This is a genomic window from Paenibacillus puerhi, from assembly GCF_009846885.1.
GTDB classification, from domain to species: Bacteria; Bacillota; Bacilli; order Paenibacillales; family NBRC-103111; genus Paenibacillus_G; species Paenibacillus_G puerhi.
Genome location: NZ_WUWM01000020.1, coordinates 89,625 through 115,038, shown reverse-complemented (window position 1 = coordinate 115,038; position 25,414 = coordinate 89,625). Strand labels below are relative to the sequence as shown.

Genomic DNA, 25,414 nt, shown 5'->3' with positions numbered 1-25,414 from the left:
ATGAGTGTGCAGGCGATCTCGGCTTTGCCGCGCAGGAACGTAAAAGCCGCTTCGAGAAGAGGCTCGCTGCGGTGGCTGCCCTACATGATCCTGGGTCTGGGAGCCGTGTTGATGATATTCCCGTTCCTCTGGATGGTTTCCACCTCCTTGAAGGAACCGCAGCATATTTTTACGCTAGGCTTGTTTTCAACGACGATCACCTGGAACAACTATATCGAGGTTTTTACGAAATCGCCCTTTTCCACGTGGCTGCTGAACAGCTTGATCGTGGCCGCGATTACGACCGTCAGCGTCTGCTTCTTCGACTCGATCATCGGCTATGTGCTGGCCAAGTTTCAGTTCCATGGGAAAAAGCTGATCTTCATCGGCATCCTGAGCACTCTGATGGTGCCGACGGAAATGCTGATCATCCCCTGGTACATCCTTTCCGTCAAGCTGAATTGGGTCGATACGTACTGGGGCATTCTGTTCCCCGGCTTGATCTCGGCCTTCGGCATCTTCCTGATGAAGCAATTTATGGAGTCGGTGCCGGAGGATCTGCTGGACGCCGCGCGGATGGACGGCATGAGCGAATGGGGCATTTTGTTCAAGATCGCGGTTCCGCTCGTTCAGCCCGCTCTGGCGACGCTGTTCATCTTGTCCTTTCTGGGCAACTGGAACGCGTTTATATGGCCGCTCATCGTCTCGATGACCGAGGAGCGGATGACGGTGCCGGTCGGCCTCTCCTTTTTCTCCAGCGAGCTGAAGGATACGGCGGGCTGGGTATTGATCATGACGGGCGCTTGCGTATCGGTCGTGCCGTTGATTTTGGTCTTTCTCATCTTTCAGAAGCAGATTATTCGCGGTGTGGCTCTGACTGGGATAAAATAAGGGAAGCGGCAGCATGCCGTATCGCATGAAAGGGGCTGAAGCTTCCGTGTCAGTTAAAACAGCATTTGTATTTGCCCATCCGGACGATGAAACGTATCTCGCTTCCGCTCTGATCCGCAGGCTGGCCGATGAAGGCGAGCCGCCGGTCCTGCTGCTCGCGACCCGCGGCGATGCCGGGCAGAAGAACGGCGCCTACGCCCATGAGTCTCCCGGGGAGCTCGGGGACCGCCGGGAGCGGGAGATGCAGCAGGCGGCGCAAATTCTGGGGCTCGCTGCCGTTGAGCATCTGCATTACCCCGACGGCAAGCTGAATCAGATCGAGGCTCCGAAGTTCGTGAGTCGCGTGGCGGAATTCCTGAACAGGCACGGAGCGCAGATCGTGGTGACGTTCCCGGAGGACGGGGGCAATTTCCATCCCGACCATGTAGCCATCTCGAAGATCGCGACGCAGGCCGTGCTGAGCGGCGAGGCGCGATCGGTCCGCAAGCTGTATTATATCCAGTCGGCCACCTTGACAGAGAACGGCCGCGAGCCAGCCTTCTCGATCGATACGGAGCCTTACTGGCCGGTGAAGGCCGCCGCACTGGCTGCACATGAGTCGCAGCGGCTGGCCGTCGAACGGTATTTCGGTCCGCTTGGAGACACCCTGCCCGAGGAGAGGCGCTACGAGTCCTTCGCGCTGGCCTGGCAGGATGGCGAGGCTTGGCCGAAGAAGCGGGAGAGCTGGATTCTGGACGGACTGCAGGACGACGCCGCGCAGCCTGCAGAGTGACAAGTACATCCCCGAAAGCCGAACCGAAGCAAGCGAGCTGCATCCCGCCAGGGCTGAGGCTCGTTTGTTTATTTTTTTCCTGTCGCCCCTCTTCCCAAGATACAGGGGCTTCTGCTACAGTAAGTAACACAATCTGGATGAGCCGGGCGCTGGCAGCCCCGGCTTGAGCAGGGGATCGGGCCGGCGCAGATACCTTCTGGCTGGCGGAGGAGGGCGTGCATGTATAAGCTGATCATCGTGGAAGATGAAGAGGATGTCCGGCTAGGAATGGTCGAGGAGATCGACTGGGCTTCTCACGGCTTTGAAGTGAAGGATACGGGGGAGAACGGCAAGGACGCGATAGAGCTTATCGAACGATGGGCTCCCGATGTCGTCGTGACGGATATCCGGATGCCGTTCATGGACGGTCTGCAGCTGGCGGAGTGGATCCGCGAGCATTATCCATCCACCCGCATTTTGATTTTGACGGGATTTGACGAATTCGAGTACGCGCAGAAAGCGATCAGGCTGCAGATCGACGAATATGTGCTGAAGCCCTTCTCCGCAGAGGAGCTGATCGCCGCCATGCTGAAGGTGAAGGCACAGATGGATGAAGAGGCCGAGCGGAGAAAGGATATGCTGACGCTTCAGGACTATTACCGAAAAAGCTTGCCGGTGCTGCGCGAGGTATTCCTGGCTTCCCTGGTCACGCGCAAGCTGCCGGGCAGGCAGATCGAGGAGCAGTGCGCCCATTACCAGCTTGACTTGAAGGCAAGCGCTTACACCGTAGCGGCGGTCCGGATCGATAAGCCGGAAGAGAACGGTCCGGGCGAGCATACCCGCGAATCGCTACGCTATTCCAAGGATGAGGAGCTGAGGGCGTTTGCCGCCCTCAATGTAGTCGGGGAAGTCCTGAGCCGGCATGACGCCGGGCTGGCGTTTCTCCATAACGGTCTGCTTGTCATCGTAGCCCTGCATAGGGAGCCGGTTACGGGGAGCGTTTGGCAAAGGCTGCTGGCTGTTTTAGAAGAAATCCGCTTATGCGTCGACAAGTATTTGAAAATTACGGTAACGATCGGCATCGGGACTGTCTGCGACGAATTGACCGAGCTGTCCCATGCGTTCAATGATGCCGTGCTCGCGCTGGATTACCGGCTTCTTCTCGGCGGCAACCGGCTGATCTGCATCAGCGATGTGGAGACCCGGTTCGCGGAGAAGCTGCGTTTCGACGAATTGAAGGAGCAGGCGCTGGTCCGCTGTCTGAAGGTGGGGACCGGAGCGGAAATTCAGGAGACGGTTGACGGATTGTTCGAGGGAATCGGCGATAACCAGGTATCGGTTAAGGACTACCAGGTCTATCTGATGGAAATCTTGACGGTCATCCTGAAGGCGGCTAAGGATGCTCAGGCCGATATGGAGACGATCTTCGGACCGGAGTTTGCCCCGCTGGCCGAGCTGAACAGCTGTACCGAGCTAAGCGAAGCCAAGGGCTGGATACTGGGCCTGTGCATGCGTCTTGCCCAGGGCATCGCCTCGGGGCGGCAGTGCGCCAACCGATCGCTCGTCGAGAAAGCCAAAGCCTACACGCTGGAGCACTATCCTGACAGCGGTCTCTCCATCGCCAAAGTCTGCAGCCAGCTCCATATCAGCGCAGGCTATTTCAGCAGTGTCTTCAAGAAGGAAGCGAAGGTGACGTTCGGCGCTTATCTGCTGACGATCCGGATGGAGGCGGCCAAGGAGTTGCTGCGGACCACCGATCTGAAGGCGTTCGAGATCGCCGAGCGGGTCGGCTATGCCGAGCCGAATTATTTCAGCTTCAGCTTCCGTAAAGCCGTCGGCGTTTCACCGAAGGAGTACCGCAGCGCGGCCGGCCGCGGCGACCTATGAGCGGGGGGCCGAACGGGCTGCCGCAGAGGCTGGCGGGGTTTTGGAGGGGGCGCAGCATCCAGTTCATCCTCACGACCTCCTTCACCCTGATAACTGTACTGGCTATGATCGTCGTCAGCGGCATGCTTTATGACAAATTCGCCAGAACCGCCGAGCAGAACGCTTTCCTAGGCAACGGCCAAATCGTGAATCAGGTAACCTTGAACCTGGAGATGTATCTGCAAAACACCGCTCAAGTATTTGCTGCCGTAGACGCCCGTGTGAGGCAGAGCGGCGGACAGCTGGAAGGTCCTCTGCTGGAGCAGATCGGAGCCCTGCTGGAATCGCGCAGCGATATTGTATCCATGGCTTTGTTCGATGAGCGGGGCGAGCGGCTGACGGGATACCCGGCTGCCGAGCTGCGAGTCAACACCGGGATGACCGAGCAAGGCTGGTTCCGCGGCGCGCTTGAGAATCCGAATCATCTTTCTTTCTCGCTCCCGCATGTTCAGAACCTGTACAAAGGGCAATACAAATGGGTCGTATCCATGAGCAAGGGGATTACTCTGGACGGCGAGGGAGGGGAGAAGAAGGCGGTGCTGCTGGTGGACGTCAACTTCAAAACGATCGACGATCTGCTTCGCCGGGTTAGCCTGGGTCAGAAGGGATATGTCTACATTATCGACGAATCGGCCGGCAACATCGTCTACCATCCCCAGCAGCAGCTGATCTATGCGGGCTTGAAATATGAAAACGTCGAGCAGGCGTTGAAATATACGTTTGGCAGCTACATTGATTCCCCGAACGGGGAGAAGCGGCTGATCACGATTCAGACTGTCCCCAATATCGGCTGGAAGATTATAGGAGTCTCTTATATGGACGAGCTGCTGACGACGCGCAAGGAGCTTGGCGGGTTTATCGCGTGGCTGCTGGTCTTCGTCATCGTGTTCGTGCTGCTGATCTCGGCCTTTCTGTCGGCGCGCATTTCTCTGCCGATCAAGCGGCTGGAGCGTTCGATGCGCAAGGTGGAGCAGGGGGATTTCGATATCCACCTGGCGGTGCAGGGCGACGACGAAGTCGGACGCTTGTCCCGCAGGTTCAACTTGATGGTCGCCCGGATCCGCGAGCTGATGGGGCAAATTATCGAGGAGCAGGAGGCGAAGCGGAAGGGGGAGCTGGAAGTGCTCCAGGCGCAGATCAATCCGCATTTTCTGTATAATACGCTGAACTCCGTCGTTCGTCTGGCCGGCAGCGGGAAGGGGGAGGAGGTGATCACGATGATCACGTCGCTCTCCAAGTTTTTTCGGATCAGCCTCAGCAAGGGCAAGCGGCTGATCGCCGTGCAGGATGAACTGGAGCATGTGAAGCATTATTTGATCATTCAGAAAATGCGCTACAAGCGCAAGTTTGATTTTGTCGTCAAGGCGGAGGAGCAGGTGCTTGACTGCGTAACGCTGAAGCTGATCCTCCAGCCTCTGGTTGAGAACGCCATCTATCATGCGATGGAGCTGATGGTCGATGAGGGGCGTATCGAGATCCGCGCCGAGCGGATCGGTCATTGTGTAAGACTCGAGGTGGAGGATAACGGGCCCGGCATCCCGCCGGACAAGCTGAGCGGACTGCTTGCCGCGGGCGATTCGAGGAGCGATACCGGGTCGGGGGTGGGCCTGAGAAATGTGCATGAGCGGATTCGCTTGCAATTCGGCGATGCGTATGGGCTTGAAATGGCTAGCGAGCTGGAGGCCGGCACGACGGTTACGGTTTGGATTCCGTACTTGCCCGTTCAGGAGGTGGAGGCATGAGAAGACGACTAGCTGGTATGGCCGTCTTGCTGGCAGCCTGTGTGCTGGCTTCCTCCTGCAGCTCCGGTTCGGCGGACGCTCAGCCCCGCAAAGGAGAGGAGAAACGGCAGATTGCGCTTATCTTGAAGTCCGGTGAAAGCGACTTTTGGCAGGCGGTACGCAATGGCGCCGAAGCGGCAGCCAAGGAATTCAACGTGGAGCTGATCGCCGAGGCTACTGCCGACGAGGAGCAGGTAAGCGAGCAAGTCCGCCGGATCGAGGAGGCGGTCCATTACAGGCGCGATGCGCTGGTCGTTGCCGCGAATGACGGCAAGGCGGCGGCAGCCGCCGTGGAGCGGGCGGCAGCTGCGCGGATGCCGGTCGTGGCGCTGGATACCGAGGTGGAATCGTCCCGGGTGCATGCGTTTATCGGCATCGATCATTACGAGGCGGGTGTGAAGGCGGGCAGCAAGCTGGCTGAGCTGCTTGAGGGCCAGGGGCGCGTTGCGCTGCTTGGCTTCAAGCTCGAGGAGAGCAACGCTTCGGAGCGTGAGCGCGGAGTGAGGGCGGCGCTCGCGGCGTACCCGGCCATCCGGGTCGGCGAGACGGCTTACTGCGCTTCGAACGGAAAGCTGTGCGAGCTGCAGGCCGCCGAGCTGCTCGGGCAGGACGAGCCGGTCGCGGGACTTGTTGCGCTTCATGCCGCCTCGTCGAGCGGCTTGGCCCGCCAAATCGACCGGCTCGGGATGAAGGAGCGGGTGAAAGCTGTTGCTTTCGACATCGAGCAGGAGGATATCGAATACTTGCAGGAGGGCGTGATTCAGGCTACGGTCGCCCAGAATCCGTTCAGCATGGGCTACCTGGGCGTCAAAGCCTCCGTCGAGCTGCTTCGGGGCGGCAAGCCGCCCGAACGCTACGATACGGGCACGACTGTCATTGACCGGAGCAATATGTTCTGGTCAGATAACCAGAAGCTGCTGTTCCCCTTCGTGAAATAAAGCCGGCAGCTGCCGGATGCAAGACGCGTATCTGGTCCGCACAAAGCCCGTTTCCCTGTGCAGGGGAAGCGGGCTTTGCGGCCCTCCGCGGGTAGGAAAGATAGGAGAATATCGATAGAACAGATGAGGATATTGTATGTGCATTTGTATGAAAATGGAACATAATGAGAGTCGTAAGCGAGAGAGCCTACTTGAATCCAACAAGCAAATGGAGGTCTTGAGATGAAGAAAAAAGCAGTATCCTTGATCGTGGCGGCGGCGCTTGCGGCAACCGCAGCAGGCTGCGGCTCGCAGCCGACAGGTGGGGGCGCGAGTACGGGAGGGGCGGCCGAGGGCGCATCCGGCGGCGCGGGCGGCAAGCAGCCGACGATCGGAGTAGCGATCTACAAGTTCGACGATACCTTCATGACCGGCGTGCGGAATGCAATCTCGACGGCCGCCGAAGGAAAAGCCAAGCTGGAGATCGTCGACAGTCAGAACTCGCAGCCGACCCAGAACGACAAGGTCGATCTGTTTATCACGAAGAAGGTGAATGCGCTTGCGGTGAATCCGGTGGATCGCACGGCGGCAGGCGTCATGATCGATAAAGCGAAGGCCGCCGGCATCCCGATCGTCTTCCTGAACCGCGAGCCGCTGGCTGACGACATGAAGAAGTGGGATAAGGTGTACTACGTCGGCGCTAAGGCGGAACAGTCAGGAACGATGTCCGGTCAACTCGTTGTCGATTACTTCAAGTCCCACCCCGAAGCGGACAAAAACAAAGACGGCAAGCTCCAGTACGTCATGCTGAAGGGAGAGCCCGGACATCAGGACGCGGAGCTGAGGACGAAGTTTTCCGTCAAGGCCGTGGAGGATGCGGGCATCAAGGTCGAGAAGCTGGCGGAGGATACGGCGATGTGGGATCGCGTGAAGGGTCAGGAGAAGATGGCGGCATTTCTTGCCTCTCAGGGAGAGAAGATCGAAGCTGTCTTCGCGAACAATGACGATATGGCGCTCGGGGCGATCGAAGCGTTGAAGGCTAAGGGATACTTCAAAGACAACAAGTACATCCCTGTGGTCGGGGTGGATGCTACGGCACCGGCTCTGAAGGCGCTGGAGGACGGCACGCTGCTCGGCACGGTTCTGAACGATGCCAAAAATCAGGGAAAGGCTACATTGCAGCTGGCTCACGTGCTCGCGTCCGGACAAGTTCCGTCTAAGGAGAATACCGGTTATGACATTACGGACGGCAAGTATATCTGGGTTCCTTATAAGAAGATCACGAAGGACAACATGAACGACGCGAAGTAAGCGGCTCAACCGGCAGGCAAGAGCGGGGTGGGGGAGATGCCCATAGCTTTCCCCTCTCTTTGCCCTGCACGCATATAGGAGCGAACCCGGGCGCACGCCCGGAAGAAGGAGTTCGATAGGCAGGAGGCGCGACCCGACATGAGTGAAGCCGGATATAGGTTGGAAATGAAGGAGATTACGAAGGTGTTCCCCGGTGTCAAGGCGCTTGACGGCGTAACCCTGAAGGTGCGTCCGGGAACGGTGCATGCCTTGATGGGCGAGAATGGAGCGGGCAAGTCTACCTTGATGAAATGCTTATTCGGCATCTATAAGCCGGACGGCGGAGAGATCGTTCTGGATGGCGGCAGAGCTGAGATCAACAGCTCGAAGGATGCGCTGGCTTTGGGAATCTCGATGATACATCAGGAGCTGCATCCCGTGCCGTTCCGCAATGTGATGGAAAATATTTGGCTCGGCCGGTTTCCGGAGACGGGGTTCGGGCCATTCAAAATAATCGACCACCGCAGCATGTACGAGAAGACTGCGCAGCTGTTTCGCGAGCTGAATATGGATCTGGATCCCAAGACGATAGTCCGCAGTCTGTCCGTCTCCAAGATTCAGTCGCTTGAAATCGCCAAGGCCGTCTCCTACCACGCCAAAGTAATCGTAATGGACGAGCCGACATCCTCGCTCACCGGCCATGAAGTCGAGGCTTTGTTCAAGATTATCAATCAGCTGCGCGACAAGGGAGTGTCGATCATCTACATCTCCCACAAAATGGAGGAGATCCTGCGTATCTCCGATGAAGTGACCATCATGCGCGACGGGAAGCTGATCGGTACTTGGCCCGCCGCCGAGCTGTCGACGGAGCTTATCATCACACGGATGGTCGGCCGCGATCTGAAGGAGCGGTTTCCCGAGCGCCACAGTCGGCCGGGCGAAGTTTTACTGCAGGTCCAGGGACTGTCCTCGCCTTCGCCAAAATCGTTCCGGGACATTACGTTCAACCTTCGGGAAGGGGAGGTGCTCGGGATCGGGGGTCTGGTCGGCGCCCAGCGAACGGAGCTCATCGAGGCGATCTTCGGCCTGCGTGCCGTGGCCTCCGGCGAGATCGCGATACGCGGGAAGCGGGTGCGTATCCGGAGCGCTCACGATGCGAAGCGGCATAAGATCGCGCTGCTGACCGAGGAGCGCAGAGCGACCGGCATCTTCCCGGTACTGAGCATTAAGGAAAATACGATTATCGCCAATCTGGGCCGGTATCTGAATGTGCTTGGGCTGATGAATGATCATAAGGCCAGAACCGAAACCGAACAAAGCGTGGAGCGGCTTCGCGTCAAGACGCCGAACATCGGCACGCTGATCAAAAATCTGTCCGGCGGCAATCAGCAGAAGGTACTGCTCGCCCGCTGGCTGCTGACCGAGCCGGATATCCTGCTGCTGGATGAGCCGACGCGCGGTATCGATGTCGGGGCCAAATTCGAAATTTACTCGATCATCGCGGAGTTGGCCGGGCAAGGCAAAAGCATCATCATGATTTCATCGGAAATGCCGGAGCTGCTCGGCATGTCGGACCGTATCATGGTCATGTCAGGCGGGAGACTGTCCGGTATCCTCGAGCGCGAGGAAGCGACGGAAGAAGAAATCATGCGCCTGGCTGCGAAGCATCTGGGTTGACGATTAGGAGGAAGAATCAAATGACTAGGAAGAAGCTGTCCGGTTTCGTTACGCAACATGCGATCTATATCGTGCTGATCCTGCTGGTCGCGGGGATTGCTTTGAAGGACCCGCGGTTTCTGGACATTGGCATCCTGCGCGATATTTTGCTGCAAAATTCCACGCGGGCGATCATCGCTCTTGGCGCGGCCTTCATCCTGATCACGGGTGGAACCGACCTGTCCTCGGGACGCGTCGTGGGCCTGACGGCGGTGCTGTCCGCTTCCATGCTGCAGCTCAGCGATTACCCGCGGAGGTTTTTCCCCGACCTGCCCGAGCTATGGGTCGGACTGCCGATTATTTTGGGCATCCTCGCCGGGCTTGTTGTCGGTCTGATCAACGGATGGGTCGTCGCCAAGCTCAATGTGCCGCCGTTTATTGCGACGCTCGGCACGATGGTTATCGTGTACGGGGTCAACTCCATATACTTTGATATGAAGCCCAACGAGTCCCAGCCGATCGCAGGACTCAGGCCCGACTTCACAAACATCGGATCAGGCTTTTTCGGCCCGAACGGGCCGTACTCGATCCCCTATATCGTTATCATCGCGATCGTTGTCTCCCTTATCGTATGGGTAATCTTCAATAAGACACGGCTAGGCAAAAACATGTACGCGATCGGCGGCAATGTCCAGGCGGCGACGGTATCCGGCATCCGTGTCGCCCGCAACCTGATCGGCATCTATGCGATAGCAGGGGCGCTGTACGGACTCGGAGGCGTGCTGGAGGCGGCGCGCACGGGAGGCGCAACGAACAACTACGGCAATATGTATGAGTTGGACGCGATTGCCGCCTGCGTGGTGGGCGGCGTATCGACCGCCGGCGGGATCGGAACCGTGCCCGGCGTGCTTGCGGGAGTGCTGATCTTCGGCGTCATCAACTATGGATTGACCTTCATCGGCGTTAGCCCGTACTGGCAGCTGATCATTAAAGGGCTGATCATCGTCGCGGCCGTCGCTTTCGATATCCGCAAATATTTGGCTAAGAAATAGGCTCTATTCGTAAATCATGTTGCTTTCTTGCATAAGAATGTTATTCTTGTGTAACTAAGGGAGATGGTTCCAGATTGAGTAAACCAAATATTAGCACAACCGTTTCGGGAGATTTAATGGTTACCCATCTAGTTGGCAAGATTAGCACAGAGGATGTTAACGACTGGTTTAATGGCTTCGAGCAGGCTTGCCAGCCATTCATTGCCGAGGGTCGGAAGTACAAATTGCTGGTGGATAGAAAAGGATACACGCCGGATCATTTTTCCGTTCAAAAAGCATGGAAGGATAAGTTCTTCAATGAAACCCTTTTGAATCACAGTAAGGCCATTGCGTTTCTCCTGGAAGAAGGGGAGATCATGACTTATTTACAACAATCCAATACCAAGGAATCCGTTAAATTTTTTGATCATTATGAGCAAGCATTAAGTTGGTTGAAGGAATACCCCGTATAAAACCCGGTAAAAATCGTTGACAACAGACCCTCCCATATGATATTTATTATACATAAAAGTTTATGAACTTTTAGTAAGTAAATACCAATAAATGAGAATGTCCAAAGAGTCATTCTGGGGAGAAGAGGAACTGTCATGTCTACTGTTTTATTTGTCAAAGCTAACAACCGTCCTGCCGAGCAAGCGGTATCTGTCAAGCTGCATGAGGCTTTTCTGGAAAGCTACAAAGCATCCCATCCCGAAGATACGGTGATCGAGCTCGATCTGTTCGCCGAGCAGCTTCCGTATCTGGATTCGACTATGATTACGGGGATGTTCAAAGCGGCTAAAGGCTTCGAGTCTACGGCCGAGGAGCAGGCAGCCGCGGCAACGGCCAACCGTTACCTGGATCAGTTCCTGGCTGCCGACAAAGTCGTGTTCAGCTTCCCGCTCTGGAACTTCACGCTCCCAGCGGTTCTGCATACGTATATCGATTACTTGTCGCAAGCCGGCAAAACGTTCGGTTACACGGCGGAAGGTCCGGTCGGTCTCGTTCCCGACAAGAAGGTTGCTCTGCTTAATGCAAGAGGCGGCGTTTATTCCGAAGGACCTATGGCGTCTATCGAAATGTCCGTAAACTTTCTGACCAACGTTCTTGCATTCTGGGGAATCAAAGAAGTAACGAAGGTCATCGTCGAAGGGCATAATCAGTTTCCGGATCGCACCGAGCAAATCATTGCTGACGGCGTAGAGCGGGCGACTGTGGCTGCACGCGCGTTCTAATAGTTCTCGTTGACGGGTTTACCCGGCTCATTCCAGGCCTGCTCCGCTATGACGGTGCAGGCTTTTACTGCGTCTTCTGCCGTTCTGGAGGCAGAAGTAGAGGCAAGAAAAAAGCCGAGCTGCGACGGTTCCGTCGAAGCTCGGCTTCCTTGGTTGTTGTCAGACGCGCCGAAGGCCCGATCCCGACGGCTACTTGCGGACGAACAGCCGCTCGATAGCGTGATCCGGGCCTTTGCGGAGAATAAGTTTGGCCCGCCCCTTGGTCGGCCGGATGTTTTCATGCAGATTGAGGGCGTTGATTTCCTTCCAGATGCCGGTGGCCGTCTGGACGGCTTCCTCTCCGCTGAGACTGGCATAGCGGTGAAAGTAAGACTGCGGGTCGCGGAACGCCGTGTCGCGCAGCATCAGGAAGCGCTCGACATACCACCGCTCAATATCGCGCTCATCCGCGTCCACATAGATGGAGAAGTCGAAGAAGTCGCTGACAAACACCTTGGCGTCCTTGGTCACCTGCAGGACGTTGATGCCCTCCACGATTAAAATATCCGGGCTTTGCACCAACTGAGCTTCGCCCTCGACGATATCGTAGGACAGATGGGAATACACCGGCACGACAATATCCGGCTTCCCAGCCTTAATGTCTCGGATGCACTGGAGCAGCTTCTTAGTATCATAGCTTTCAGGGAAGCCCTTGCGCTTCATAAGCCCGCGCTGCTCCAGCACCCGATTGGGGAACAAGAAGCCGTCAGTCGTAATCAGATCGACCTGCGGGCGCCAAGGCTCGCGTGACAGTAGGGCCTGCAGCAGCCGCGCCGTCGTGCTCTTGCCGACCGCTACGCTGCCGGCAATGCCGATGACGAACGGAACCTTCTGCCTTCTGTGCTGCAGAAAGGTGGCCGACGCTTCATGGAGCTGCCGGGCCGCTGCGGCCTGAAGATGGATGAACCGGGTGAGCGGCAAGTAGATGTCTTCGACTTCCTGGAATGAAATCCGGTCGTGGAAGCCTTTCCGGCGGTCAAATTCTTCCCGGCTTATAGGCGGAGTCTCGCTGTATCTCAGCTCCGACCATTCCGCACGGTTCATTTCAAAGTAAAGTGAGTAGGGATCCATAAGTGCCTAATACCTCGCGCCACAATGTCGTATTTTCAAATAGTAGCACAACTTTCGTAAAAAACAAGACATGGCAAGCGCTTTCCCGTACGATCGGGATGCTTTTTCTGCGTCTGTACGCTAAGATTGGAGATGAAAGCATAGGTTATTCCCAACTTGATGCCATGAGGTGAGCGACCTTTGAACGACCGCCCGCAGGAACTATTGACCAAGCACGAGCAGATCTTGCGCTATATCGAGAAGCTCAGCGTCGGCACCCGGATTTCGGTAAGGAAAATCGCCCAGGTGATGGATGTCAGCGAAGGAACGGCGTACCGGGCGATCAAGGAGGCCGAAGCCGAGGGGCTGGTGAGCACCAAGGAGCGGACCGGCACGGTGCGCGTCGACGCCCGTGAGCGGAATCCCTTCGACCGGCTGATCTTCGACGAAGTCGTCCATATCGTCGACGGCGTCACGCTCGGCGGAGAAGCGGGGCTGCATAAGACGCTGAATAAGTTCGTCATCGGAGCGATGCAGCTTGAAGCGATGATGCGCTACGTGGAGCCGGGCAATCTGCTGATCGTGGGCAACCGCAGTCAGGCGCATCTGTATGCGCTGGAGCAGGGAGCGGGCGTGCTGATCACGGGCGGCTTCCAGGCGTCTGCCGAGGCGCGGGAGCTGGCCGATCGACTCGAGCTGCCGATCATCAGCAGCAGCTATGATACGTTCACGGTGGCGACGCTCATTAACCGCGCTATCCATGATCGGATGATCAAGAAGAAAATCATTCTAGTGCAGGACATTATTCGGACCGATACGCCCGTCTATTATTTGAAGGGAACGGATACGGTTCAGCATATGCAGGGGATGATCGCCGAAACCGGCCACACGCGCTATCCGGTCGTAGACGAGTATCATCGTCCTGTCGGCATCTTGACGACGAAGGATGTGCTGAGCGCGCAGCCTGGCGATCCCGTAGAGCATTATATGAAGCGAAGTCCTCTTACCGTCCATGTGCAGACATCCGTCGTCTCCGCCAGTCATACGATGGTATGGGAAGGCATTCAGATGCTGCCGGTCGTGAATGATCACAAGAAGATGCTGGGCGTCATCAGCCGCAGCGACGTGCTCAAGGCGATGCAGTTTATCCAGACTCAGCCCCAATACGGAGAATCGTTCGAGGATTTGATCTGGGCGGGATTTGAGAAAAACCGGGATAAGGAAGGCAAGCTTTTTTTTCGCGGAACGATTACGGCGCAGATGACCAACCACGTGGGCATGGCGTCGGAAAGCATGCTGGCGACCTTGATGAATCAGGCTGCGCTGCGGATCGTGAAGGAGCATCGGAGAGGCGACCTGATCCTGGACAGCTCTTCGGGCTATTTCCTGATGCCGATCCCGCTGGACAGCGTGGTCGAGATCTGGCCTTGTATGATCGAGCTGAGCCGCCGTTTTTGCAAAATCGAGGTGGAGGTTGAGCTGAACGGCGTCCGTATGGCCAAGTCCATGTTTACGGCCCGTTTGGTGGATTGATGTCGTGTTTTTATAGAATTGATGTCGCCAAATTGCACTAAAACTAACGAAAAAACTGTGGTACATTATTCCCATGATGTCTCAATTTCATATAGGTGAAGGAGGGGGATTCATGGCTCTGCGCATCGGTAAAATCAGTTATTGGCATGTTCACGCCTGGGATTACACGAAGGAGGCCCAGCAGCATCCGGATACGGAGATTGCCGGGGTATGGGACGAGAATGCTCAGCGGGGGAGAGAGGCTGCCGAGAAGCAGGGGGTGCCGTTCTATGAATCGCTGGACGATCTGCTTGCCTCGGATATTGACGCGGTCATCGTTGACGCGCCCACGCGTATGCATCGCGAGGTGATGGTGGCTGCAGCTAAGGCGGGCAAGCATATATTTACGGAGAAGGTCATCGCCGCTACCGTTCGGGAAGCGCAGGACATTATCGCTGCGGTAACGGAGAGCGGTGTGAAGCTCACCGTGTCCTTGCCCCGTCTGAACGAGGGCTACACGCTGAAAATCCGCGAGCTGTTGGAGCAGAAAACGCTTGGCCGCCTGACCCTCGTACGCGCCAGATTGTCTCACAACGGGGCGATCGCCGATTGGCTTCCTCCGCATTTTTACAGCCTGGAGGATTGTCAGGGAGGAGCCTTGATCGATCTGGGCTGTCACCCGATGTACTTGACAAGGCTGCTGCTCGGCGAAGAGCCGGTCGACGTCACGGCCCACTACGGGTATATCACGGGCAAGGAAGTGGAGGATAACGCCGTCTCGGTGCTCTCCACGAAATCGGGAGCGCTCGGCATAGTGGAGGCGGGCTTCGTCAACAGCTTCTCCCCGTTCACGCTGGAGGTGCATGGCACAGAAGGAACGCTGTTGTACGGCACGCCGGATAATAAGCTGCTGCTTCGCACCAAAGGGAAGGACGGAGCGTTTGCCGACAAGTGGCATGAGCTGGAGCTGCCCGAGCGGCGGGAGAGTGCCTTCGAGCAGTGGGTTGAGCATATCGCGAAGGATACGTTGGCCGAAGAAAACATCCGGGTCGCCCTGGAGCTGACTGCGCTGATGGAAGCCTCGAACCTGTCTGCTCGCGAGCGGCGGGCCGTCCGCCTGGATGAGCTGACCCGTTAAGTTAAGGAGAGCCGGAAGCGGTTTGCGTCTGCGCTCAGCGGCAAATTGGAATTTGAATGCGGAGGAGATGGCATGAGCGCCTTTCCGTACGAGGTGATGTGGGAGCGGCAGGATGCTCTCGAGCGGCTGGATCTGAGAATCCGGTGGGGCCACTATGAAATCCGCGTGCTGCGGTTCCACCTGACCTCATTTGCGTCCGGCAAAACCTGCAGCTTTCACAAGCATGCGGAGTTCGAGTTTCATTTTATTCCAAGCGGCGCCGGCAAGGTGATCCTGATCGACCAGCCCTATGAGTTGAGCGAAGGCATGCTGTACGTGACCGGTCCCGGGGTCATGCACTATCAGGAGGCGCATACGGAGGCTTCCATGGAGGAGCTTTGTCTGCATATCGATATTGTGGACCGGAGCGCGGGGATCGTAGACGGCTTGGAGAGCGGGGTGGACCGGTGGGAAATCGCGGAAGCCGAGGATTGCGTGAGCAAACTGCAAGCGCTTCCTCTCGTGCCGACACTGGATGTTCATCAGGCGATGCCCTGCTTTTTGGAGGCGTACCGCGCCTGCTGCGATAACTATTCGGGCTCGTATACCACGATCAAGCAGTGTATCGTGCAGATCCTGCTGCGCACGGTGCGCGCCTACGACGACGGGAAGCTGCCGCTGGATTTGCCGGAGCGCGATGTCAATGCAAGTCGTTACCGGTTCGCTTTGCAGTATATCCGCTCCAACTACGCTTGTCCGCTGACCCTGGAGGATGTCGCCGATAAGCTCCACATCAGCTCGCGCCAGCTGCAGCGCGTCCTGAAGATCTATCACCCGACCAGCTCGTTTCGCAGCATCGTGGAGGATATCCGGCTGGAGGCGGTATGCCGCAAGCTGGACGAAACCGATCTACCCGTGGAGCGCATCGCTGTGCTGGAGGGCTTTGCGAACGGCAATTACCTGCATGCGGTGTTCCGCAAGCGGTTCGGTATGACGCCGTCTCAATACCGAGGCCGCCGGACGCCATCAGCAGTACCCATTTCCTTATAAGGAGGACACTGACATGTCCCGTATTTATCGAATTGCTATCGTAGGCTGCGGCGGTATCGCCAAAGGCAAGCATATGCCGAGCCTGAGCAAGCTGTCCAATATCCAAATGGTCGCTTTCTGCGACATCATCGAAGAGCGCGCCCGCGAGGCGGCGGAGCAATATGGAGCCGAAGGGTCAGCCGTGTACACGGATTACCGTGAGCTGCTGAACGACGCTTCGATCGATATCGTCCATGTGTGTACGCCGAATGACTCCCATGCGGAGATCGCGATCGCCTCCCTGGAGGCCGGCAAGCATGTCATGTGCGAGAAGCCGATGGCGAAGACGGCAGCGGATGCCAAGCGGATGGTCGAAGCGGCGGAGCGGACCGGGAAGAAGCTGACGATCGGGTACAACAACCGGTTCCGGCCGGATAGCCAGCATCTGAAGAAGCTGTGCGAGGATGGGGAACTGGGCGAGATTTACTATGCCAAAGCCCATGCGATCCGCAGACGCGCCGTACCGACCTGGGGCGTTTTCCTCGACGAAGAGAAGCAGGGCGGGGGCCCGCTTATCGATATCGGCACCCATGCGCTGGACCTGACGCTCTGGATGATGAACAATTACAAGCCGAAGGTGGTGCTCGGCACGTCTTATCACAAGCTCAGCCAGAAAGAAAATGCGGCGAACGCTTGGGGACCGTGGGATCCAGCCAAATTTACGGTAGAAGATTCGGCATTCGGCATGATTGTGATGGAGGACGGAGCGAGCATCGTCCTGGAGTCGAGCTGGGCGCTGAATACGCTGGAGGTCGACGAGGCCAAGTGCACGCTGTGCGGCACCGAGGGAGGCGCTGACATGAAGGGCGGCCTTCGTATCAACGGCGAGAAGCACAGCCGTCTGTTCACGAGCGAGGTCGAGCTTAAGGCCGGGGGCGTAGCATTCTATGACGGCAAGGCCGAGAAGGATGCGGATCTGGAGATGAGGCGCTGGATCGAGGCCATCGACCTCGACCAGGAGCCTGTGGTAACCCCGCAGCAGGCGTATATCGTTTCGCTTATTCTCGAAGCGGTATACGAATCTTCCCGTACCGGGAAGGCGGTTTACCTGGACGTGTAAGTGCAAGCTTCGGCAAGCGGGCCGTTTCCTGGCGACAGGGAGCGGCCTTTTGGCGTCTCGGGCCGGCGTACTTGGCAGCGGGGAGGGTCCGGAAAGGATGCGCTCGGGCTGCGGTGGAGAACTGTCGGGAGCGGTATGGAAGAGGGCGAGTGAGGCGGTGGAGAACTGTCGGGAGCGGTATGGAAGAGGGCGAGTGAGGCGGAGGAGAACTAGCGGGAGCGTTTGGGAAGAGGGCGAGTGCGGCGGTGGGATGGGGGAACGGTCCGGAAAGGCGCGGGCTGTGGCGGTGAGAAGCGTGGCTGGGGAAAGGTGGTGCGTGTTCGGGAACGCTGAACGTACGCCAACCTTACTGACGGCGAAGAGAGCAACTTTGAAGCTTCGCCTAGTTTCGATACAAAGGGGGCGCCATGAAGGCGGAACGGACTGTAGAGCCGTTATTTGTGCACAAAACGTTAAATTGACAAAGTAACGGACCTAGATGCGGCTATTGTGCCCAAATGGGCGGAATCGTGCCCATGCAGCGGCGTATAACGTCCCCTGTGTCCGTTAATTTCCAAAATTGGGCGATAAACGACTAATAACGGCGCTGGTGTCCGTATGGGCCTGCATGTGGTCGACAGACCGTCCGTCATGCAGCTAAACCGTGCGCTGGGAGCTGTGCGCGGTGCGAATAGATAGCTTACGCGTCCAGCAAGAGGTTTGTCTCCGGTGTTCCCTTCAGCATAAAGGGCGGCGCTCGTCAACCTAGGCTCTCTATGGCCATGCGGATCTTGCTTGCCGGTGCATTGGCAACTAACGAACATACCAGACGACTGCTTCGTGATCCCCCTATCGGAAAGGTGTGGGTTCATAGGGACTTTCAGCCAATCTTCAGCTAATGTTAAAGGAACACTCAGCAGCCCTTCATGTGGGCTTCAGGTTACTTCTCTATCATGGGTCTTGTAGCAATCTATACCAATCCCTAAGAACAAAGGAGAATGAGACATGAACCCATTGATGAAGAAAATCGCGACAGGTACATTGGCAGCCGGATTACTGGTAGGTGGAACCGGCGTTTATTATTCGCAAGCCTTCGCGGCGACGGATTCGTCCGCAGCCGCAGTCGATAACCAGGGAAGCGCGAAAACGCCGGGAGCCAAAGGCTCAGAGCAAGGAGGACGCGGACAGCGAGGCGGCATCAAGCATGGCGGCGGACTGGTTGAACAAACGGCTGCTTTGCTTGGCATCGAGTCCTCGGTGATTCGTGAGGAGCTCATGCAGCAAAAGACGCTTGCGCAGATTGCGCAGGAAAAGGGCAGCTTGAGCCAGGAAGCCTTGCTGCAAAAGCTGGTGGAGGCCGAAACGGCAAAAGTAACGGAGCTCATCACGGCCGGCAAGCTCACACAAACCCAGGCGGATGAAAAAATAGCGGGACTTTCTGAGCGCATTCAGAAGGAAATTACGGCAGTTGCCGGTCAAGGAGCCGGTAAAGGAGGCTTGTTAGGCGGACAGCACGGCAAAGGCGGGTTCCCGGGCGGCGGTAAAGGCGGTTTTGGCCACTTTGGCAATCCGGAGACCGTGTCGGGCCTGATCGGATTGACGAAGGATGAGCTGACGGCCGCACTGAAGGAAGGAAAAACGCTGACGGAGATCGCTGCGGAGAAGGGCATCGATAAGGAGCAACTCGTGAGTAAAATCAAGGATTCGCTCGATGAGTCGATCCGTCAGTTCGTTGATCGGAAGCAAACAGACGCGCAGCGTCCCGCTCCGGCTGCCGATGCAGCCGCCGAAGGGACAAGCGCAACTGGGGCATAAAACGCTCTGAATATGGATAAAGCCGAAAAACGGCATAGAACAGTCCGGTTCACTCTCCCGTGGGAGGGCGAATCGGACTGTTCGCTTTTGCGGTCCGCGGTAGGTCCGAGGACACACTTTTCATCGACGCCGATGGGAGGTCTTCTCTGTTGACCTCTACCGGCGGAAGCTATCCCTTCCTAAGCCATTATAGCGGAGAGACGAGAGTGGCGCAGACCCGGACTGCCGGTTCGCAGTTCGATCCAGGTGAGGCCTTCGGAAAACACCGAGGGCCTCTTTCCCGTATCCGCGCTGCCCGCTCCTAACGGTCAGCCCCTTCGAGGGGCGTTTCCCCTAGCGCTTCCGCAGAAGGCGTGACGTGGGACGGCTCTGCCGACCTGCGCGGAGCATACAGGCTGGAATGCGACTTGATCCACCGGAAGGCATGACGCGCAAGCACCTTGAGCACCGCATAGCCCGGGACGGCTAGAATGATACCGAGAAGACCGAACAGATTGCCCGCGGTCAGAATGACGAAAATAATCGTAACGGGGTGAATGTGCAGCGACTTGCCCATGATCTGCGGCGAAATGACTTTGCCCTCGATGAGCTGAACGACAGTCCATACGGCCGCCATCTTAAGCAGCATGACAGGCGAGGTGACCGCGGCTACGATCAAAGCAGGCGTGATCGCGATAATGGGGCCCAGATAAGGGACGATGCTCGTGCAGGCGGCGATGACGGCGAGCACCAGCGAATAATCCAGTCCGATGATCAGGTAGCCCATATACAGCAGCAAGCCTATACAGCAGCTTACGATCAGCTGGCCGCGTATGTAGGAACTGAGCTTGTCATTCATCTCGCTGAGCACGGTATAGCCTAAACGGCGCCATGCGGTTGGCACGAATTTCAAGATATAGCGGGGAAGCTTTTTGCCGTCCTTGAGTAAATAAAACAAAATAAACGGAACGGCTGCAAGCGTCAGCACCGTCTCCGTCAGAATGCCGATGAACCCGCCGATGCCGGCGCCGGCCAAGTTGATCAGAGAAGTTACTTTATCAGACAGCGACGAGGTCCAATCTCCGGATGTGGAGCCGAGGGTCTGCTGAACCTCATTGAAGAAGCGGCTGCCGAGCAGCTGGGCGAATTGCAGCTCGACCTGCTTGCTGTAGGCCGGAAAATTCCGGACTAGGCTCATGATTTGTTCGCGGATCAAAGGGACTACGGTGAACACGAGCAGGGTAAGCAGACAAATAAGGAGCAGGTATAACGCTGTGATGGCTTGAATCCGTTTGATATGCCGCCTCTCCATCCAGTTCACCAGCGGATTGAGCAAGTAATAGGCAACGCCGGTCAGGATCAATGGCAGCAGGATCGTTTTGAACAGCACCTTCAGGGGGGTGAAGATGAAAGGAATTTTGTTCAGGACAAACAGGTTCAAGCTGATCAGCAGCGAGACCAATAAAACAACGACAAATTGATTGTTCAGAAAATATCGTTTGAAAAAATCGGCTCCACTGCGTCTTGGATTCATATTCGTTCCCCCAGCCATCCTTTGTCGCAGGCGTTCCGCCTGCCTTGGTATATGACCCTATTACCCAGTCTCGGCCGGGGCTGACGCTTGTATACGCAGGCCGTCACCGATCAGGTCATTCGCCCATATGCTGAGGGAGAGAGCGGTAGGAGGGATGAGCAGGATGACGGATGACGCACAGCGATTGATCGGGCTGATGCAGGAGCATGCGCCGCCGGGGGCAGAGGTTCAGAGACATGCAGAGCGCGGAGAGCCGATGATTATCGTAGCGGATTTGGATGGAGATGGGGAACCGGAGATAGCAGGAGCCTACAGGCTGGGTGCCGAGACCCGTCTACTCGTGCTTCGCTCTGACGGCAGGAGCTGGAAGTCTGCGGCTGCCTGGAAGGGCGGGGGCTATGAGGTCAGCACGATGCAGGCTGCTCCGCTTGTCCGCCGCGGGCGGTTGTCCTTGCTGGTCGGCTGGCGGCAGGTGGGGGCGGTCCGCTCGGAGCTGGCCTTGTACGACTGGACGGGGGACGGCTGGGAGGACATCGCTCCACGGAATGTGACCTTCAGCTATGCGGAAGCGGAAGACATGCCGGGAGCTGAGGGGAAGGATGGTTTGGCCGAACTGGCGCTTTGGTCGCATGAGACCGGGCAAGCCTATGCAGTGGGCGTATACCGGTATAAAGGAGGGAGCTTGGTCCCCGCATATGGCGTATATCCTTACTATTTCCGCAGGGTGATCCGCTACTATGAACGGCTCGTCCGGGAATATCCGCGCGAGCTCTTCTACAAGGCTTACCTGCGCGATGCGATCGGCAAGGCCGGCTGGAGTGCCGGAGAAGAGGCGGAAGCAAAGCCGGGGATGCGGGCCGCCGGGCTGTTTCCGGCAGCCGTGAAAACCGTTCAGGGTACCAAATGGGGCTATGTGAATGCGGAGGGAAGGTTTGCGATTGCTCCGCAATATGAGTTTGCCGGTGATTTTCAAGGCAATGGCCTGGCTGTGGTCGGCAGTAGGAGGGGCGTCGGAGCGATCGATACAAGCGGACATTATCGGATCAAGCCGTTATATGAGACCATCGGGGAGTTCTCGGAGGGTCGGGCTGCCGCTGTCGACAAGGAGGGCTTCAAGGTTATCGATGAGTTGGGGCGCGTGTTGACCACGGAGGCGTACAGCTACATCGGAACCTTCCGCGACGGGCGGGCGCTCGCCACGGATTCCGGCTCCGGTCATTACGGCTATCTGGATAGGGAGGTAAGGTTGCGATCCCGCTTCAATACTTGGAAGCCGGTGATTTCGCAGACGGAAAAGCCGTCGTGAAGCTAGGCGAAGGACGTTACGCCCTCATCGATACGGCTGGCAGGCAACTGCAGACGTATCCCTATGCTTTCGTAGGAGGACTGGGCGACGGTCTGCTGCCGTTCCGGCAGGAGGCGGAAGGGGATTATGGGTATATCGACGAACAGGGCCGCGTCGTAATTAAGCCTCAATTTACGATGGCGCTTCCTTTCGCTGAGGGCAGAGCTGTCGTCAACACGGCCGCTGACTACAAGAACAAGTACGGACTGATCGACCGCAGCGGCCGGTTTGTCCTGAAGCCTTCCTATAATGATATAAGGCCGCTTGGCGAGCGCCGGTATGCCGTAGGGTATGCGATCGACCCCGAGCAACCGTTTCTCGGCTCCATCTATGCGATTGCGGATGAACAGGGCCGCTTCCTGACCCAGGCCCAATATGTCGAGGTAGGTGAGTACAACAACGGACTTGTATCGGTCAGCGACGGGACCCGGACATTCTTCCTGGACCGTCTCGCCAGACGGGCTCCGCATATGCCGGCTGTCGAGGGTGTCGGCACGCTGACCGTTATGGATTCCCTGATCCAGGTCAATGTCGATCAGCGGATTTCTTATCTGGCCCCTTCGGGGCGCGTGGTGTGGAAGCCGAATACGGTGATTGACCTCACGCCCCCCTATCGGGTGAGGGAGCTCAAGTATAAGCCCAATAAGGATTACCTCGTGTACTACCCGCAGATCGAAGGGATGAAGGATTCGGCCGCTGAACGAAAAGCGAATGAAAGGCTGAGGCAGCTCTCCCAAGTGAAGCCGGTCGGCTCCGGGCAGCTAGGCTACAGCTACACCGGCGATTTCGAGATCGGCTTCTACCGGGGTCAGCTCCTGTCGCTGGAGCTGACCGGCTATAACTTCCCGTTCGGCGCAGCTCATGGCATGCCGACCCGAATCTATGCCCATGTGGACCTGAGGACGGGACAGTTTTACGCGTTAAGCGATCTATTCAAGCCGGGCAGCGATTATGTCAAGGTGCTGAGTGAAATAATTGGCCGGCAGATCAAGAACGACCCGCAATATGACTACGTGTTCCCGGACAGCTACAAGGGGATTGCGCCGAATCAGCCTTTCTATGTAAAGGAGGAGGCGCTCTATGTCTACTTCAACCCTTACGATATCGCCCCTTATGTCGCAGGGTTTCCGACCTTTCGGATTCCCTATGCGGAAATCATGCCGATCATTGCGACGGACGGAGCCTTCTGGCAGTCCTTTCATCGCCAGCCGTCCGAAGTTGCTAAGCGACTGTCGTAAAGAAACTATCTGAAGCGGGAACGGCCCAGACGGAGTTTCCCGTCCAGGCTGCTCCCGCATCCGAAAGGATCGGCTGCCCTTGCTCTTGGTTCGTGCCGCAGACGGCACATCCGCTGGATAGCCGTGTTAACCGCGCTTGAGCCTGACAGGCTGCCCCAGCTTCACGGATTCATACCCCGCAAGCGCGACCTCAGCGGAGCGCAGCCCGTCCTCGCCGGTAATCGGTACCGGCCTGTTTTCCAGCAGCGCTTGCACGAAGGCATACATCATGTGTACATCCATTGAGTCGCCCCATGTGCTCCATACCCCTTTACCAAGCTCATTGGTGTAAAGCTCGTTCATTTGAGCGAAGCTGTCGATAGAGATAGCGCCCTCGGTGCCGATGATTTCCATCGTGACGTCGCCCCAGGTCGGAAATGCTTTCGGGCGGGACCAGCTCGTATCCAATACTCCGAATACGCCGTTATCGTAGGTGACGTGAATCATGCCTGTATCGTCGACAGCCAGCTGCTCGTGGAAACGGGTAGCCGCATAGGCGTATACGTCGGTGACGCGAGCGCCGGTGAACCAGTTCATCAGGTCCATGACATGGACGGTATGATCCAGCAAGGCGCCCCCGCCTGATAGCGCAGGGTCTATGAACCAACCGCCCGGCATCGTTCCCCGATTCGTCCCTTTGATGGCGAGGATCTCGCCAATCTCGCCGCGCTCGACGGCTTCCTTGGCGCGGACGACTGGCGTAATATAACGGCAGGGGAAGGCGGTCATTAACTGGACGCCGCTGCTGTGGCAGGCTGCGATCATGGCTTGCATGTCGGCGACGGACAGGCCGAGCGGCTTCTCACACAGCACATGCTTGCCGGCTTGGGCGGCCTCTATCGTCAATCTGGCGTGATGGGCATTCTCCGAGCAGATGACGACGGCGTCGGCATCCGATGCCAGCAGCTGCTTGTAATCGGCATAAAACGGGACATCATAGCGGCGAAGGGCCTCTTCGACGAGCGTCTTGTCGTCATGAGCGATACCGACGATCTCCACCTCCGGCATGACGGCGAGCGCATTCAGATAAGAGAAGGCATGCCCGTGCGCGAAGCTAATGAACCCGATCTTCAAACGTTTCATAGCGTTTCCTCCTTGCCCTCGGCAGACATGTGCTTCAGAAAGACCGCTCTACCCGTTCGGATCGACTCCAGCGCAGCCTCGGCGATTTCGATCGCCTTCAACGCATCGTGGGCCGTGACCGCAGGCTCTGTGCCGTCGCGAAGGCAGGCTATGAAATGGCGAAGCTCCCGCTCGTAAACACTTTCGACCAGCGGGCTGTCTTTCGTCTCGGCGTAGGCACGGCCGCTTGCCGCATGGGCAGAGCGATGAATGGTCAGCGAGCAGGACTTGCGGCTGTCGGCACGGACGACTCCGGCGCTTCCGGCGATCTCGGCCGCGGTATAGAAGGAGCCGGGATAGCCCCAGCACGCTTCCAGATTAGCGACTGCACCGCTCTCGGCTATCAAGGTAGCGGTGGCATAATCCAGCAGGTCAGCGCTTCGCCGCAGCGCATACACCGACTTTACTTCGCCGAGCGACCAACGGACAAAGTCGATATCGTGAATCATCAGATCGGCTATCACTCCGCCGCTTAAGTCGGCCTCCTTGAACCAAGGCCTTGCCTCGCCCGGATGCCCGCCCATCCGCTTGGCATGCAGGGTGCCGATCCGCCCCAGCTTCCCATCCGCAACCTGGCGCTGCATGTGCCGGTAATCCGGGAAGAAGCGGACCACATGCCCGACGAAGAGACGGACGCCGCGCTCCTCGCAGTAAGCGATCATCGACCGCGCATCTTCCGCAGATAAGGCGATCGGCTTCTCGCAGATGATATGCTTGCCGGCATCGGCGGCTTTCCTCGTATAGTCACGGTGCAGGTGGGTGGGCAGAGTCAAGCTGACCACATCGAACTCGGTTCCGGCCAGCAGGCTTTCGAACGAGTCAAAGGAAGGCGCGCCTGTCTGTTCTCCCAGTTGGCTCGACAGCCCGGCGTTAAGGTCGCATACACCCGCCAGCTCCACCTCCGGCATGGCGGCATAGGCGAGCGCGTGCACGCGTCCCATCTCGCCGCATCCGACGACGGCTGCTTTCATGGTACATCTCTCCTCGCTTCATGGTAAAATACAAGTGTTATCTGTTACGATACTAGGAGGGGACGTTG

The 25,414-nt window shown here is 57.5% G+C and carries 20 protein-coding genes and 1 pseudogene; 17 read left to right on the top strand and 4 right to left on the bottom strand.

Annotated elements, in window-relative coordinates; genetic code table 11:
- The 10 genes and pseudogenes from GSF01_RS18490 (at position 1) to GSF01_RS18445 (ending at position 11,457) form a co-directional block, all read left to right on the top strand.
- A complete protein-coding gene (locus GSF01_RS18490) occupies positions 1–870 on the top strand; it encodes a carbohydrate ABC transporter permease (RefSeq protein ID WP_159886639.1) in 870 nt (289 codons plus the stop codon).
- A gap of 46 nt (positions 871–916) precedes the next feature.
- Entirely contained in the window at positions 917–1,642 is a 726-nt protein-coding gene (locus GSF01_RS18485) for a PIG-L deacetylase family protein (RefSeq protein ID WP_235941596.1), read from the top strand.
- Between the two features lie 219 nt (positions 1,643–1,861).
- The gene (locus GSF01_RS18480) at positions 1,862–3,508 is read left to right on the top strand and encodes a response regulator (RefSeq protein ID WP_159886635.1); all 1,647 of its coding nucleotides are present in this window, start codon (positions 1,862–1,864) and stop codon (positions 3,506–3,508) included.
- The gene (locus tag GSF01_RS18475; protein WP_159886633.1) at positions 3,505–5,289 is read left to right on the top strand and encodes a cache domain-containing sensor histidine kinase; all 1,785 of its coding nucleotides are present in this window, start codon (positions 3,505–3,507) and stop codon (positions 5,287–5,289) included. Before GSF01_RS18480 ends, GSF01_RS18475 begins: the two co-directional genes overlap by 4 nt.
- Complete coding sequence (locus GSF01_RS18470; RefSeq protein WP_159886631.1) at positions 5,286–6,266, top strand: ABC transporter substrate binding protein; 981 nt, start codon at positions 5,286–5,288, stop codon at positions 6,264–6,266. Before GSF01_RS18475 ends, GSF01_RS18470 begins: the two co-directional genes overlap by 4 nt.
- 222 nt (positions 6,267–6,488) lie before the next feature.
- A complete protein-coding gene (locus GSF01_RS18465) occupies positions 6,489–7,556 on the top strand; it encodes a galactose ABC transporter substrate-binding protein (protein ID WP_159886629.1) in 1,068 nt (355 codons plus the stop codon).
- Between the two features lie 138 nt (positions 7,557–7,694).
- On the top strand, positions 7,695–9,212 hold the full coding sequence (locus GSF01_RS18460; RefSeq protein ID WP_159886627.1) for a sugar ABC transporter ATP-binding protein: 1,518 nt from the start codon (positions 7,695–7,697) through the stop codon (positions 9,210–9,212).
- A 20-nt stretch (positions 9,213–9,232) separates the two neighbouring features.
- Entirely contained in the window at positions 9,233–10,243 is a 1,011-nt protein-coding gene (gene mglC, locus GSF01_RS18455) for a galactose/methyl galactoside ABC transporter permease MglC (protein WP_159886625.1), read from the top strand.
- A 27-nt stretch (positions 10,244–10,270) separates the two neighbouring features.
- Positions 10,271–10,695, top strand: a pseudogene (locus GSF01_RS18450) (STAS/SEC14 domain-containing protein).
- 135 nt (positions 10,696–10,830) lie between these two features.
- Positions 10,831–11,457, top strand: coding sequence for an FMN-dependent NADH-azoreductase (locus tag GSF01_RS18445; protein WP_159886623.1), 627 nt, complete (start codon positions 10,831–10,833; stop codon positions 11,455–11,457).
- A 189-nt stretch (positions 11,458–11,646) separates the two neighbouring features.
- Here the strand turns inward: GSF01_RS18445 and coaA are convergent, their stop codons facing one another.
- Entirely contained in the window at positions 11,647–12,567 is a 921-nt protein-coding gene (gene coaA / locus GSF01_RS18440) for a type I pantothenate kinase (protein WP_159886621.1), read from the bottom strand.
- A 180-nt stretch (positions 12,568–12,747) separates the two neighbouring features.
- Between coaA and GSF01_RS18435 the strand changes: the two genes are divergently transcribed.
- From GSF01_RS18435 to GSF01_RS18415, 5 genes are all read left to right on the top strand, one after another.
- A complete protein-coding gene (locus tag GSF01_RS18435; RefSeq protein ID WP_159886619.1) occupies positions 12,748–14,079 on the top strand; it encodes a DRTGG domain-containing protein in 1,332 nt (443 codons plus the stop codon).
- A gap of 112 nt (positions 14,080–14,191) precedes the next feature.
- Positions 14,192–15,196 (top strand): Gfo/Idh/MocA family protein, encoded by a 1,005-nt coding sequence (locus tag GSF01_RS18430; RefSeq protein WP_159886618.1) that lies wholly within the window; start codon positions 14,192–14,194, stop codon positions 15,194–15,196.
- 72 nt (positions 15,197–15,268) lie between these two features.
- Positions 15,269–16,225 (top strand): AraC family transcriptional regulator, encoded by a 957-nt coding sequence (locus GSF01_RS18425; RefSeq protein ID WP_159886616.1) that lies wholly within the window; start codon positions 15,269–15,271, stop codon positions 16,223–16,225.
- 13 nt (positions 16,226–16,238) lie between these two features.
- Positions 16,239–17,324, top strand: a complete 1,086-nt coding sequence (locus GSF01_RS18420; protein ID WP_159886614.1) for a Gfo/Idh/MocA family protein — start codon at positions 16,239–16,241, stop codon at positions 17,322–17,324.
- A 984-nt stretch (positions 17,325–18,308) separates the two neighbouring features.
- The gene (locus GSF01_RS18415) at positions 18,309–19,118 is read left to right on the top strand and encodes a hypothetical protein (RefSeq protein WP_159886612.1); all 810 of its coding nucleotides are present in this window, start codon (positions 18,309–18,311) and stop codon (positions 19,116–19,118) included.
- A 301-nt stretch (positions 19,119–19,419) separates the two neighbouring features.
- Here the strand turns inward: GSF01_RS18415 and GSF01_RS18410 are convergent, their stop codons facing one another.
- The gene (locus tag GSF01_RS18410; RefSeq protein WP_159886610.1) at positions 19,420–20,631 is read right to left on the bottom strand and encodes an AI-2E family transporter; all 1,212 of its coding nucleotides are present in this window, start codon (positions 20,629–20,631) and stop codon (positions 19,420–19,422) included.
- 163 nt (positions 20,632–20,794) lie between these two features.
- Between GSF01_RS18410 and GSF01_RS29735 the strand changes: the two genes are divergently transcribed.
- Both GSF01_RS29735 and GSF01_RS29730 read left to right on the top strand, forming a co-directional pair.
- On the top strand, positions 20,795–21,937 hold the full coding sequence (locus GSF01_RS29735; protein ID WP_235941595.1) for a WG repeat-containing protein: 1,143 nt from the start codon (positions 20,795–20,797) through the stop codon (positions 21,935–21,937).
- The gene (locus GSF01_RS29730; protein ID WP_407945779.1) at positions 21,898–23,214 is read left to right on the top strand and encodes a WG repeat-containing protein; all 1,317 of its coding nucleotides are present in this window, start codon (positions 21,898–21,900) and stop codon (positions 23,212–23,214) included. Before GSF01_RS29735 ends, GSF01_RS29730 begins: the two co-directional genes overlap by 40 nt.
- A 126-nt stretch (positions 23,215–23,340) precedes the next feature.
- On the opposite strand, the gene GSF01_RS18400 is transcribed toward GSF01_RS29730, so the two are convergent.
- On the bottom strand, positions 23,341–24,336 hold the full coding sequence (locus GSF01_RS18400) for a Gfo/Idh/MocA family protein (RefSeq protein ID WP_159886608.1): 996 nt from the start codon (positions 24,334–24,336) through the stop codon (positions 23,341–23,343).
- On the bottom strand, positions 24,333–25,346 hold the full coding sequence (locus tag GSF01_RS18395; protein WP_159886606.1) for a Gfo/Idh/MocA family protein: 1,014 nt from the start codon (positions 25,344–25,346) through the stop codon (positions 24,333–24,335). Before GSF01_RS18395 ends, GSF01_RS18400 begins: the two co-directional genes overlap by 4 nt.
- Positions 25,347–25,414 lie beyond the last annotated feature (68 nt).